The sequence below is a fragment of the Amycolatopsis cynarae genome (assembly GCF_026802195.1).
Lineage (GTDB): Bacteria > Actinomycetota > Actinomycetes > Mycobacteriales > Pseudonocardiaceae > Amycolatopsis_E > Amycolatopsis_E rhizosphaerae.
This window is the reverse complement of record NZ_CP113836.1, coordinates 3,719,274-3,731,889: the sequence shown is the minus strand read 5'-3', so window position 1 is coordinate 3,731,889 and position 12,616 is coordinate 3,719,274. Positions and strand designations below refer to the sequence as shown.

9 protein-coding genes are annotated in these 12,616 nt (G+C 70.9%); 5 read left to right on the top strand and 4 right to left on the bottom strand.

Annotated features, from left to right (window positions below; all coding sequences use genetic code 11):
* The first annotated feature begins 20 nt into the window (after nt 1-20).
* The 3 genes from ORV05_RS17955 (at nt 21) to ORV05_RS17945 (ending at nt 1,940) form a co-directional block, all read left to right on the top strand.
* The gene (locus ORV05_RS17955) at nt 21-653 is read left to right on the top strand and encodes a hypothetical protein (RefSeq protein WP_268759659.1); all 633 of its coding nucleotides are present in this window, start codon (nt 21-23) and stop codon (nt 651-653) included.
* A 177-nt stretch (nt 654-830) separates the two neighbouring features.
* A complete protein-coding gene (locus ORV05_RS17950; RefSeq protein WP_268759658.1) occupies nt 831-1,229 on the top strand; it encodes a phage holin family protein in 399 nt (132 codons plus the stop codon).
* A gap of 195 nt (nt 1,230-1,424) precedes the next feature.
* Nucleotides 1,425-1,940, top strand: a complete 516-nt coding sequence (locus ORV05_RS17945) for a MarR family winged helix-turn-helix transcriptional regulator (RefSeq protein WP_268759657.1) — start codon at nt 1,425-1,427, stop codon at nt 1,938-1,940.
* Between the two features lie 8 nt (nt 1,941-1,948).
* Here the strand turns inward: ORV05_RS17945 and nrfD are convergent, their stop codons facing one another.
* Genes nrfD through ORV05_RS17925 form a run of 4 tightly spaced genes read right to left on the bottom strand, consistent with a single transcriptional unit; the run spans nt 1,949 to nt 7,466 of the window.
* Nucleotides 1,949-2,890 (bottom strand): NrfD/PsrC family molybdoenzyme membrane anchor subunit, encoded by a 942-nt coding sequence (gene nrfD / locus ORV05_RS17940; RefSeq protein WP_268759801.1) that lies wholly within the window; start codon nt 2,888-2,890, stop codon nt 1,949-1,951.
* 38 nt (nt 2,891-2,928) lie between these two features.
* Nucleotides 2,929-3,834 carry a 4Fe-4S dicluster domain-containing protein gene (locus tag ORV05_RS17935; protein WP_268759656.1) on the bottom strand — a complete coding sequence of 302 codons (906 nt, stop codon included), beginning with the start codon at nt 3,832-3,834 and terminating at the stop codon, nt 2,929-2,931.
* Nucleotide 3,835: 1 nt separating this feature from the next.
* Nucleotides 3,836-7,117, bottom strand: coding sequence for a formate dehydrogenase (gene fdh / locus ORV05_RS17930; protein WP_268759655.1), 3,282 nt, complete (start codon nt 7,115-7,117; stop codon nt 3,836-3,838).
* A gap of 49 nt (nt 7,118-7,166) precedes the next feature.
* Nucleotides 7,167-7,466 carry a hypothetical protein gene (locus tag ORV05_RS17925; RefSeq protein ID WP_268759654.1) on the bottom strand — a complete coding sequence of 100 codons (300 nt, stop codon included), beginning with the start codon at nt 7,464-7,466 and terminating at the stop codon, nt 7,167-7,169.
* 178 nt (nt 7,467-7,644) lie between these two features.
* On the opposite strand from ORV05_RS17925, the gene ORV05_RS17920 reads away from it, so the two are divergent.
* On the top strand, nt 7,645-9,450 hold the full coding sequence (locus ORV05_RS17920; RefSeq protein WP_268759653.1) for a thiamine pyrophosphate-requiring protein: 1,806 nt from the start codon (nt 7,645-7,647) through the stop codon (nt 9,448-9,450).
* Between the two features lie 13 nt (nt 9,451-9,463).
* On the top strand, nt 9,464-12,610 hold the full coding sequence (locus ORV05_RS17915; RefSeq protein ID WP_268759652.1) for an FAD-binding and (Fe-S)-binding domain-containing protein: 3,147 nt from the start codon (nt 9,464-9,466) through the stop codon (nt 12,608-12,610).
* Nucleotides 12,611-12,616 lie beyond the last annotated feature (6 nt).

The window sequence follows — 12,616 nt, the reverse complement described above, 5'->3', positions numbered from 1 at the left end:
CGCGGTCGGGAAAGGGTAGGATGAGGGTCTCCGAGGAAGCACTGGCTTACGAGATATTCGGGCCGTTGTGGGGTCTCGTGCACCTGGGTGCGGCCGCGAGCATGCCGCCGGGCGGACCGGGCGAGTTCAGGGTGGCCGACTTCGCGCGTTCCCGCGGCGGTGAACTCGATCGCATTCTCGGTCTCGTGGCGCGGATCGGCGGCCTGTCCCCGGCCGTGCTCGACATCTTCCGGAACCGGGCCATCTGGGTGAGCGCCGCGGACACGACGGTGGCCGATATCGTCGGATACCTGGCGATCCACTCGGGCTACATCGAGGACTTCCCGCCGGACCTGGCGGATCCGGAGGTGCTCGGGCGTGTCGTGGCGGTGGGCGGGGACTTGCAGCTGGCGAGCCTGCTTCATGCCCTGGTGGGTGCCGCGGTCACGCAGGCCGCGGAGCTGACCGGCGAGTTGGCACCGGCCATCGTGGAGGTCGTCCGGCTGGCGGGTGTGCTGGCCGGGCCGGATCACGTGACGGCGCCGTCGCAGACCCTGCGCCTGTGGCGCGCGGCCCTGCTCCCGGGCGTCCTGCGCCCCGATTCCCCGTCGCCCGCGGAGATCAAGGCAGGCTTCCGGCGATACGCGCACGTGCTGGGCCGCCTGGCTGCCTGACACTCCCGGGCTCCCCACCGTTCGGCGTTGGCCGTGAAGGCCCCTTCACGGCTCGCCCCGGCCCTGTTCAGGGTCCCCTCAGGGGAAGTGCCCGCGGGGTCCCGGCGGGGGAGTGCCGGGCGCGGGTCCGGGTACCCGGACCCCGGGAGGGGACGGCACGAGGTGAGGAGAGCGGGCATGACGGCGGGTAGCGGTGACGAGGTGGCCGCCGAACTGGGCGGGCGGATCGGCGAGCTGGCGCGCCGGGAGTTGCGGATCGCGCTGGGCGAGACGAAACGGAAGATGAAGGAGGGCGGCGTGGCCACCGGTCTCGCCGCGATGGCCGTGGTGCTGGCGCTCTACGGGGGCGGACTGATGCTGCGGGGCGCGGTGCTGCTGCTGGCGAAGGTGCTGCCGGAGTGGCTGGCCACCCTGGTCGTGGGCATGGTCGTTTCCCTCGCCGCCGCCGGGGCGGGGATGCTCGGGCTCGCCCGGATGCGTTCGGCGGTCCCGCCCGTGCCTGAGCAGGCCACGGCGGAGACCGCCGAGGCGCTCGGCGCGGCCCTCGAGGCCCGCAATACCGGCGAGCGCCGCTAAGGCCTGTATCAACCTGGCTTGGGTAGCGGTGCGGGTGGCGGAACCTCAGGCGGTCCCTGGTTGCGGGATCTCCTCCTATTGAATGACGCGAAATCCGGTTGACCAACGCCGTCGACTTCGATACACCGCCTAACCTTGGTCAGGGCAATCGTTGTGAGAAGCATGTATCGCCCGCGGGGCGGGTAGTAGGGGTAGGTGTCTTCCCGCCGCACCCGCCTGCCGCCCCGGGAGCCCGCAATCCCGGCACCCGACGACGTCGACGCGATGACCGATGCCGTGCTGACCGCGTCACGGCTGCTGGTGGCGATATCGGCGCGGTCGATCGCGTCGGTGGACGAGTCGATCACCCTCTCGCAGTTCCGCCTGCTGGTGGTGCTCTTCGCGCGCGGGCCGCTGAAGCCCACGGCGCTCGCCGAGGCGCTCGGGGTGAACCCGTCGACGACGACGCGCATGGTGGACCGGCTGGTCGCGGCGAACTTGGTGACGCGCGAGGCCAACCCGGACTCACGGCGGGAACTGGTGGTGAAGCTGACCGGCGACGGGACGCGGGCGGTACGGGAGGTGATGCGGCGGCGGCGCACCGAGGTCGCCCGGATCGTTGACCGGATGCCGGGCGGGACGCGCCGGGGCCTGGTGCGCGCGCTCACCGCGTTCGCCGAGGCGAGCGGTGACCTCTCGATCGGGGGGCAGGCCGGGACGCGGTGGCTGTGAGGCCGGGTTCACGTCCGTTCCCGCAGCCGTTCGCGCTGCGGGACCACCGTGTACTTCGGATCGTTCGCCGAGGCCTTGCCGGCGTGGAAGATTCCCCAGCGGGTGGCGGCCGAGGAGGCCAGCAGCGCGGCACCGGAGAGCACCCGGACGACCCGTCGGCGCCTGCCGCACAGTGCGCCGAGCATCCCGGCCACGGACAGGATCTCGCCCGTCCGCAGGTAGCGGCCGGACCGGCCGGACCGGTAGGGCTCGGCCACCATGCCGAGCCGCTTCTCCATCCGGGTGAACGCGGCCAGTTCGAGCGCGGCGCCGAGCACGGCGAGGTTGCGCGCGGGCTGGTGTTCGCCTTCCGGCGCGGCGATCAGGCTCAGCCCGCCGGCGGCCGCGGCGCCCGAGCCGACGAACACGTAGGGCATCTCCCGATAGCCGTCGTGCCAGGCCGGGACGGCGGTGTCGCTGACCAGGGCACCGGTGTAGGCGGCGACGGCGGGGCCCAGCAACGCGGAACCGGCCGTGGCGGCGGCGCCGGTGCGAGGCATCCTGCCGGTCACCGCGGACAACGCCGACGCGCCCGCCAGCGGCGCGTAGGCGGCCAGCAGCCACGATCCGACGTTCATCGGGGAACTCGGTTTGACCACCCGCAGCATGTGCAGGAACCGGGCGGGCCGCCCCAGGTCGTGGACGAGCCCGGCGAGTGAGAGCGCGATGCCGCCGAACGCGCCGGTCTTGGCCACCAGCGCCAGGCGGTGGCGGCCGGTGGCCTGCGCCCCGGCGGCGAGCACCGAGGAGGCCCCGGCGAGGCCGCCGAGGAAGAGGTAACCGGGAATGTCCGGGGAATGCCAGACCGGGGCCTTGAGCACGGGTTTGCCGTAGTAGGAGGTGAAACGGGCGTCGGGCACCATCGGCAACTCGCCGCGGCGCCGTCGCCGTCCGGCCGCCACCCCGGTCATGGCTTCCCGGCCGGGCCGGGGGTTGTCCTGGTCGCGGGTCACCGTCGCCTCCCGAGCATCGTGCCGGCGAAGGCCGCGAGCGCCCCGGCCGCCAGCGACACCGCCGCCCCGGCCACGTGCCGCCACATCGCGGGCAGGTCGCGCGTGGTGACCACGGGGTCGGGCGGCAGTCCGTAGACCTCCGGCTCGTCGAGCAGGAGGAAGAACGCCCCGTCGCCTCCGACCCCGTCGCCGGGGTCCTCGCCGTAGAGGCGCGCGTCCGCGACACCGGCCTCGTGCAGCAGCCCGAGCCGGTCGCGGGCGCGCTCGCGGAGCTCGTCCAGCGGTCCGAACTGGATGGAGTCGGTGGGGCAGGCCTTCGCGCACGCCGGTTCCATGCCCACGCCCAGCCGGTCGTAGCACAGCGTGCACTTCCACACCCGGCCGTCGCCCTCGCGCTGGTCGATCACGCCGTACGGGCACGCGGGCACGCAGTAGCCGCAGCCGTTGCAGATGTCCTCCTGCACCACCACCGTCCCGAACTCGGTGCGGAACAGCGAACCGGTCGGGCAGACGTCGAGGCAGGCCGCGTGCGTGCAGTGCTTGCACACGTCGGAGGCCATCAGCCAGCGGAACCGGTCGCCGGGGCCGGCCGCCTGGGCGGGCGGGGCGGCGGAGCCGTTCCCGGCCATCGCCAGCACGTCGATGTCGTGGTGCAGGCCGGGATCCTGCCGCGCGATCGGCTTGCGCTGCTCGATGAAGGCCACGTGCCGCCAGGTGTCCGCGCCGAGCCCGCCGGTGTTGTCGTAGGACATCCCGGTGAGCGTGAGCCCGTCGTCCGGAATGGCGTTCCACTCCTTGCACGCCACCTCGCACGCCTTGCAGCCGATGCAGACGGTGGTGTCGGTGAAGAAACCCAGGCGGGGCGGGCGGTCGGAGTAGCCCAGATCCGGTTCGGCGCTCATGTCAACTCTCCCGTCCGGTCTCGTCGGTGATGCCCGCCCGCCGCTGGTACTCCCGCACCAGCTCCACCCGCGCAGGCCCGCGCGGACGCCGTCCCGGGCGGATATCGCAGGTCAGGGCCTTGACCTCCTGGATGTGCACGTTGGGGTCCAGGGCCAGCGAGGTCAGCTCGTTGGCCGCGTCGCCCCGGGAAAGCCCGTTGGGCCCCCAGTGGTAGGGGACGCCGACCTGGTGCACCGTGCGGCCCTGCACGGTCAGCGGGGTGATCCGGTCGGTGACCAGCACCCTCGCCTCGATCGCGGTCCGCGCGGTGACGATGGTCGCCCAGCCCAGGTGCGTCAGCCCGCGCTCGGCCGCGAGTTCCGGGGAGACCTCGCAGAACAGTTCGGGCTGGAGCTCCGAGAGGTAGGGCAGCCAGCGGCTCATCCCGCCCGCGGTGTGGTGCTCGGTGAGCCGGTAGGTGGTCAGCGGGTACGGGAACACCTCCGCCCCCGGTTCCCGGCCGCTGGGCTGGAACCGGTTGTCCCGGTGCCTGAGCATCTGCCGGACCGGGTTGCGCTGCTGCGGGTAGAGCAGGTTGGTGAACGGCGATTCCTGCGGTTCGTAGTGCGTGGGCAGGGGCCCGTCGACCAGCCCGGCGGGGGCGAACAGCCAGGCCTTGCCGTCGGCCTGCATGACGAAGGCGTCGGTGCCGGAGAGCGCCTCCGGGCCGGTGCTGCCCTCGGGCGGCCGGAAGTCCGGCGGTTTCGTCACCTTGAAGTCGGGCACGTCGTGGCCGGTCCACTTGCCCTTTTCGGCGTCCCACCACACCAGTGCCTTGCGCTCGCTCCAGGGTTCGCCGCCGGGGTCGGCGGAGGCCCGGTTGTAGAGGATGCGGCGGTTCGCCGGCCACGCCCAGCCCCATTCGGGCGCCACCCAGTTCTGTTCGTTGCCGGGCTTGCGCCGGGCGGACTGGTTCACACCGCCCGAGTAGACCCCGCAGTAGATCCAGCATCCGCAGGCGGTGGAGCCGTCCGGTTTCAGCTGTTCGTAGCTGCTCAGCGGTTCGGCCTCGGCGTTCCAGCCGTTGATCTCGGCGAGCACGGCTTCGGCGTCGGGCTCGGCGATCTCACCCTTGGTGGGGTAGTCCCAGGTCAGCTCCAGCACCGGCCGGTCGCGCTCGCGCTGACGGTCCGAAGTGGACTCCTTCAGGGCGGCCGCGAACAGCTTCTCCCGGATCTTCCTGCCCAGATGGAAGGCGAACCACAGGTCGCTGCGCGCGTCGCCGGGCGGTTCGACGGCTTGGTGGTGCCACTGGAGCATTCGCTGGGTGTTGGTGAAACTGCCGTCCTTTTCGGTGTGCGCGGCGGCGGGGAGGAAGAACACCTCGGTGGCGATGTCCTCGGTGCGCAGTTCGCCCGTTTCGATTTCGGGCCCGTCCTTCCACCAGGTCGCGCTTTCGATCAGGGAGAAGTCGCGTACGACCAGCCAGTCCAGGTTCGCCATCCCCAGGCGCTGCATCTTCGCGTTCGCCGAGCCGACCGCGGGGTTCTCGCCCAGCAGGAAGTATCCGCTGCACCGGCCCTCGAGTTGCGCGAGCACCGTTTCGTAGGTGCTGTGGCTCCCGGTGAGCCGGGGCAGGTAGTCGAAGCAGAAGTCGTTGTCGGGGCGGGCCGCCGGACCCCACCAGGCCTTGAGCAGGCTGATCAGGTAGGAGCGCATGTTGCCCCAGTAGCCCTTCTTCGTGCCCTCGGCTTCGACGAAGGCGTCCAGGCCCTCGTTGGCGTGCGCGTGCGGCATCGGGAGGTAGCCGGGCAGCAGGTTGAACAGGGTCGGGATGTCGGTGGAGCCCTGGATGCTGGCGTGGCCGCGCAGCGCGAGGATGCCCCCGCCGGGACGGCCGATGTTGCCGAGCAGGGCCTGCAGGATCGCCGCGGTGCGGATGTACTGCACGCCCACGCTGTGCTGGGTCCAGCCGACCGCGTAGGCGAAGGCGGTGGTCCGGTCGCGGCCCGAGTTCTCGGTGACCAGGCGGCAGACCTGGCGGAAGGTGTCCTGCGGCACGCCGCAGATCTCCTCGACCATCTCCGGCGTGTAGCGCGCGTAGTGCCGTTTGAGGATCTGGAACACGCAGCGCGGGTGTTGCAGGGTCTCGTCGGTCCGCGGTTCGGCGCCGACCTCGGCGCCGCCGGAACCGTGCGCCTCGCCCCGGGCGGCCTCGCGCACGGACGCGCCGCCGCGGGTGCGCTCCTGCCATTCCTGGTCGCGGTGGCCGGACGCGGCCTGCACTTCCGCCCCCTCGTAGCGCCAGGTGCGGTGGTCGTAGGTCCGGTTCTCGCGGTCCAGCCCGGAGAAGACCCCGTCGAGGTCCTCGGTGTCGGCGAACTCCTCACCGATGATGGTGGCCGCGTTGGTGTAAGCGACGACGTATTCGCGGAAGTACTTCTCCTCCTCGAGCACGTGGCGGACGAGCCCGCCCAGGAAGACGATGTCGGTGCCGGCCCGCAACGGGACGTGGAGGTCGGCCAGCGCGCTGGTGCGCGTGAAGCGGGGGTCGACGTGGATGAGCTTCGCGCCGCGGGCCTTGGCCTCCATCACCCACTGGAATCCCACCGGATGGCATTCGGCCATGTTGGAGCCCTCGATGACGATGCAGTCGGCATTGGCCAGGTCCTGCTGGAAGGTCGTCGCGCCACCGCGGCCGAAGGAGGTCCACAGACTGGGAACCGTGGAGGAGTGTCAAACGCGGGCCTGGTTCTCGATCTGGATCGCGCCCAGTGCGGTGAACAGCTTTTTCAGCAGGTAGTTCTCTTCGTTGTCCAGGGTGGCGCCGCCGAGGCTGGCGATCCCCAGCGTGCGCCGGGTGCGGACGCCCCCGGCGTCCCATTCCCAGCCCTTGGCGCGGGCGGCGATGGTCCGTTCCGCGATCATGTCCATCGCCGTGGCGAGATCGAGCGGCTCCCAGTCCGTGCCGTGTGGACGGCGGTAGAGCACCCGGTGCTCGCGGGCCGCGCCGGTGGTCAGCTGCAGGCTCGCGGCCCCCTTCGGGCACAACCTTCCGCGACTGACCGGCGACGACGGGTCGCCCTCGATCTGGGTGACCTTGCCCTGCCGGACGTAGACGTTCTGGCCGCAGCCCACGGCACAGTAGGGACAGACCGACTTGACGACCTTGTCGGCCTCGACGGTGCGCGGAGCGAGGGTCCTGCTGTGCTCGCTCTTGGCGGCGGCGCCGCGGCCGGTCGCGTCCCCGTCCCGGAACTGCCGGTACACCGGCCAGCCCTCGATCCACCGCGGTACGGCCATTCGTGACACCTCCGTTTCACCCGTCGCCGTCTACCCGGATCCGCCGCCGTCAACCGTCCACTTCGGCCGCCGCCCGCATCTGGGTGTCGGCGCGTACCCGTTCGGCGATCCAGTCGTGCACCTTGGCGCTGCTCGCCGGGTTCTCGTGCGGCGGGTTCGCCAGATCCTGGCTTCGCAGCCGCAGCCCGCGCCGCCGCCGTTCCTCTGGCGAGGGGGCGTCGCTTCCGTCGGCGGGCAGCCCGGTGGCGATCAGGTAGGCCTGCCCGGCCGGGACACCGAGCCGCCGCCCGATCTCCGGGTAGTCCAGGCCCTGCTCCAGCAGGCGGTGAACCTGTTCGGTCGTCGGCATGCCTTCTCCGTGGTGGTCGCCCGGTCCTGGTCACCAGTGTTTCCCCGATACCCGCCCACGGCAAAAGGGACGTCGCGTTTCCCCTTCCTCGGGAAAATTCTTGCCCAGGGCAAGGTTTTCCGCGCCTACCCGGCGGGTAGGCGCTGGAGGGACCCGTTCGCCTGCTGAGGAGGACCAGATGAAGGTCGCGGACTACGTGCTGGACCGGCTTCGCCAGTGGGGTGTGCACCGTGTGTTCGCCTACCCCGGCGACGGCATCAACGGCATGCTGGGGGCGTTCGAGCGGGCGCAGGGGGACCCCGAGTTCATCCAGCCCCGGCACGAGGAGATGGGCGCGTTCATGGCCTGCGCCCACGCCAAGTTCACCGGTGAGGTCGGCTGCTGCATGGCGACCTCCGGTCCGGGGGCGGTGCACCTGCTCAACGGTCTCTACGACGCCAAGCTCGACCACCAGCCGGTGGTCGCGATCGTGGGGCAGCAGAAGCGGATTTCGCAGGGCGCGCACTACCAGCAGGAGATCGCGCTGGACAACCTGTTCTCCGACGTGTCGGAGTTCGTGCAGGTGTGCATGCATCCCGCCCAGGTGCGGCACGTCATCGACCGCGCCTTCAAGACCGCGCTCACCGAGCGCGGAGTCGCCACCATCATCATCCCGGAGGACATCCAGGAGGAGAAGGCGGTGCCCTCGCCGCCGAAGACCCACGGCGCGGTGTACTCCAGTGTCGGCTGGAGCCAGCCTCGACTGCTGCCGGACGAGGCCGAGCTGAGGCGGGCCGCGGACGTGCTCAACGAGGGCAGGAAGGTCGCGATGCTGGTCGGGCAGGGCGCGGCGCACGCCACCGCAGAGGTGGTGGAGGCGGCGGAGAAACTCGGTGCGGGTGTGGCCAAGGCACTGCTCGGGCGCGAGGTGCTCCCGGACGACCTGCCCTTCGTCACCGGCCCCGTCGGCCTGCTCGGGTCCAAGGCCAGCGACGACATGCTGATGAACTGCGACACGCTGTTCATGATCGGGTCGAGCTTCCCCTACGCCGAATGGCTGCCGGACGAGGGCAGTGCGCGCGGGGTGGAGATCGACATCGACGGCCGGATGATCGGCATCCGCTACCCGATGGAGGCCCACCTCGTCGGTGACGCCAAGGAGACGCTCAAGGCGCTGCTTCCCTTGCTGGAGACCAAACAGGACCGCGGCTGGCGCGAGAAGATCGAGCGCGACGTCCGTACCTGGGACCGCGTCCTCGCCGACCGCGCGGGCCAGCATTTCGACGGCAAGATCAACCCGCAGGCCGTCGCGCACGTGCTGTCCCCGAAGCTGCCCGACGGGTGCATCCTCACCGCGGATTCCGGCTCGGCCACGAACTGGTGGGCCCGCCAGCTGAAACTGCGGGCGGGCATGCGCGCCTCGCTGTCGGGGACGCTGGCCACGATGGGGCCGGGGGTGCCGTACGCGATCGCGGCGAAGTTCGCCTTCCCGGACCGGCCGGTGATCGCCTTCGTCGGCGACGGTGCCTTCCAGATGAACGGCATGAACGAGATGATCACCGTGCGCCGGTACGCCGACCGGCTCGGTGGTTCCCCGCCGCTGGTGTTCGCGGTGTTCAACAACCAGGACCTCAACCAGGTCACCTGGGAGCAGCGCGCGATGGGCGGCTTCCCGAAGTTCCCGGGCTCACAGGACATTCCCGACATCCCGTACGCGCGCTACGCGGAACTGGTCGGGCTGCGCGGGATCTACTGCGAGGAACCGGACGGGATCGGCGCCGCCTGGGACGAGGCGCTGCACGGGTCCGGACCGGTGGTGGTGGAGTTCAAGGTGGACGCCGAGATCCCGCCGATCCCGCCGCACATCATGTACGAGCAGGGCAAGAAGGCGGCCAAGGCCGAGCTGAAGGAACCGGAAAAGGCCGGGCTGGCGGTGCGGGGCTTCCGGCAGAAGCTCGTGGAGTTCTACGAGCAGTTGCCCGGTCGCGACTCGGCATCCCGGTGAGGGCGGCGAAGCCATGACGCTGAAGCCGACACACACGCGGGGCCTGCGCGAGAACCGTTTTCTCAACGTCCCGGCCAAGTCCGCTCCGGAGATCCCGGGCCCGCCGCGGGGCAGGCAGCGGCTCGACGTGCGGGAACTGGAAAGGGAACTGGCGGCCGCCGTGTCGGGCGAGGTGCGGTTCGACCGCGGCTCACGGGCGCTCTACGCCAACGATGCCTCCAACTTCCGTCAGGTGCCGATCGGTGTGGTGGTCCCGAAAACACTCGACGACGTGGTCGCCACCCACCGGATCTGCCACCATTTCGGGGCGCCGATCCTCAGCCGCGGCGGCGGAACCAGCCTGTCCGGCGAGACGGTGAACTACGCCGTCGTGATCGACCACTCCAAGTACCTCACGCGGGTCGAGGAGATCGACGCCGAGCAGCGCCTGGTCACCTGCGAGAACGGCGTGATCAACGAGGATCTCAACCGGCAGACCGGGAAACACAACCTCGTGTTCGGGCCGGACCCGTCCTCGCACTCCCGGTGCACCATCGGCGGCAACGTCGGCAACAACTCGTGCGGGATCCACTCCGTACAGTCCCAGTTGTACGGTCCGGGGCCCCGCACCGCGGACAATGTGGACGCACTGGAGGTCGTCACCTACGACGGCGAGCGGTTCTGGGTGGGCGTGAACGAGGAACCGGACCTGGACCGCATCATCGCCGAAGGCGGCCGCAAGGGCGAGATCTACGCCGCGCTGCGCGATCTCCGCGACCGCTACGCGGACCGGATCCGGGCCGGTTACCCGTCGGTGGAGACCATGCCGCGGCGGGTGTCCGGGTACAACCTGGACGAACTGCTGCCCGAAAAGGGCTTCAACGTGGCGCGGGCGGTCACCGGCACGGAAGGCACCTGCGTCAGCGTGCTGCGGGCCCGGCTCAAGCTCACTCCCGCGATGCTCGCGCGCACCCTGGTCGTGGTCGGCTTCGACGACCTGGCCGAGGCCGCCGACGAGACCAACGAGATCATCGCGAACTGGGGGCCGATCGGGCTGGAGGTGCTCGACCGCCGCCTCATCGACGACCAGCAGGAACTGGCCATGAACACCGAGGACCTGGCGGAACTGCCGTACCGCCAGGGCGATGCCTGGCTGCTGGTCCAGTTCGGCGCGGACGAGGGTGAGGTGTCCCTGCGCCGCGCCGAAGAGTTCACCTCCTGGCTGCGGCGCAAGAAGCACTACGCGCCGGAACGGATGCTGATCGCGCGCAGCACCCAGGAAGGCGGCAGTGCCGAGCACCTGTGGCGGATCCGGGAGGGAGGGCTCGGCGCGACCGCGTTCGCCGCGGGCCGGGACCACTGGCCCGGATGGGAGGACTCCGCGGTGCCGCCGGCCCGCATCGGCGAGTACGTGCGGGAACTGCGGGGCCTGATGAACGCGCACGGGTTGCGCGGCGCGATGTACGGCCATCTCGCCCAGGGGTGCATCCACTCGCGGATCGACTTCGACCTCAAGACGCGGCAAGGGGTCCTGGCCTACCGCCGGTTCCTGGAAGAGGCGGCCGATCTGGTCACCTCCTTCGGCGGGTCGCTGTCCGGTGAGCACGGAGACGGACAGCAGCGCGCGGAACTGCTGGACCGCCAGTACGGGCCGGAACTGGTGCGGGCGATGCGCGAGTTCAAGCTGATCTGGGACCCGCGCGCCAAGATGAACCCGGGCAAGGTGGTCGACGCCTACCGGCTGGACGAGAACCTCCGGCTGGGCCCCGACTACAACCCTCCCCGGCCGAAGACCGCCTTCACCTACCGGCAGGACGGCGGCGACTTCGCGCACGCCATGCTGCGGTGCGTGGGGGTGGGGAAATGCCGGGTGCCGCATGCCGAACAGACCATGTGCCCGAGCTACCAGGTCACGAAGGAGGAGAAGCACACCACCCGCGGGCGGGCCCGGCTGCTGTTCGAGATGCTGCGCGGCGAGGTGATCACCGACGGCTGGCAGTCGCGGGAGGTGGCCGAGGCGCTCGACCTCTGCCTGGCGTGCAAGGGATGCACCAACGACTGTCCGGTCAATGTGGACATGCCCACCTACAAGGCCGAGTTCCGGCACCACCACTACCGGTCGTGGCGGCGGTGGCGGCCCCGGCACGCGTACGCCTTCGGCTTCATCGACCAGGTGGCGCGGCTGGCGGTCCGGCTGCCCGAACTGGTCAACGCGGTCACCCAGACCCCCGGCCTGGCGCATCTGGCCCGGTTCGCCGCCGGGATCGACCAGCGGCGGCCACTCCCGGAGTTCGCGCCGATGACGCTGCAGGAGTGGTTCCGCCGCCGGGGTGGCACGGCCAACAAGACGGGCAGGGCCGTCGTGGTGTTCCCCGACACCTTCAACAACCACCTGCATACCGACGTCGGTGTCGCCTGCGTCGAGGCGCTCGAAGCGGCGGGGTGGCGCGTGATCATGCCCGAGACGCACGTCTGCTGCGGCCGCCCGCTCTACGACTACGGCTTCCTCGGCATGGCCGAGCGCTACCTGCGGCGGGTGCTGGACCAGCTGCGCGTCCACGTCCGTGAGGACACCCCCGTGGTGGGCATGGAACCCAGCTGTGTGGCGGTGTTCAAGGACGAGCTGACCAAGATGCTGCCGCACGACAACGACGCCCGAAGGCTCGCCGCCAACGTCCACCACTTCGCCGAGTTCTTCCAGACCTACGGCATCGAACCGCCGAAGCTGACCGGGCGGGCCCTGCTGTGGGGCCACTGCCACCACCGGGCGACCGGCGGGATGAAGTCCGAGCAGCAGTTGCTGGAGAAGGCGGGGCTGGAAGTGGAAAGCCTGACCGGTGGTTGCTGCGGCCTGGCCGGTTCGTGGGGCTTCGAAGACGGCAAGTACGGGATTTCGATGGACTGCGGCGAACAGGCGCTGCTGCCCGCCGTCCGGTCCGCCGATCCGGCGACGCTGGTGGTGGCGAACGGGTTCTCGTGCAAGACGCAGATCGCCGACGCCGGGACCGGGCGCACCGCGCTGCACAGCGGGCAGGTGCTGGCCATGGCGGACGGGAAGGCCGGCCCGCCCGGCAAACCGCGGCCGCCGCTGCCCCGGCGGCTCGCCCGCACGGCGGGCCCGGTGCTCGCCGCGGCACTGGCCGCCCTCGGCGGCGCCACGATCCTGCGCACCCGCCGCTGACCCGCC

What these genes read in the sequence shown, in the direction of transcription:
- ORV05_RS17950 (WP_268759658.1), top strand. Translation starts at nt 831, where the DNA reads ATGACGGCGGGTAGCGGTGACGAGGTGGCCGCCGAACTGGGCGGGCGG.
- nrfD (WP_268759801.1), bottom strand. Translation starts at nt 2,890, where the DNA reads ATGACCGGGGTGGCGGCCGGACGGCGACGGCGCCGCGGCGAGTTGCCG.
- ORV05_RS17920 (WP_268759653.1), top strand. Translation starts at nt 7,645, where the DNA reads ATGAAGGTCGCGGACTACGTGCTGGACCGGCTTCGCCAGTGGGGTGTG.
- ORV05_RS17915 (WP_268759652.1), top strand. Translation starts at nt 9,464, where the DNA reads ATGACGCTGAAGCCGACACACACGCGGGGCCTGCGCGAGAACCGTTTT.
- ORV05_RS17955 (WP_268759659.1), top strand. Translation starts at nt 21, where the DNA reads ATGAGGGTCTCCGAGGAAGCACTGGCTTACGAGATATTCGGGCCGTTG.
- ORV05_RS17935 (WP_268759656.1), bottom strand. Translation starts at nt 3,834, where the DNA reads ATGAGCGCCGAACCGGATCTGGGCTACTCCGACCGCCCGCCCCGCCTG.
- ORV05_RS17925 (WP_268759654.1), bottom strand. Translation starts at nt 7,466, where the DNA reads ATGCCGACGACCGAACAGGTTCACCGCCTGCTGGAGCAGGGCCTGGAC.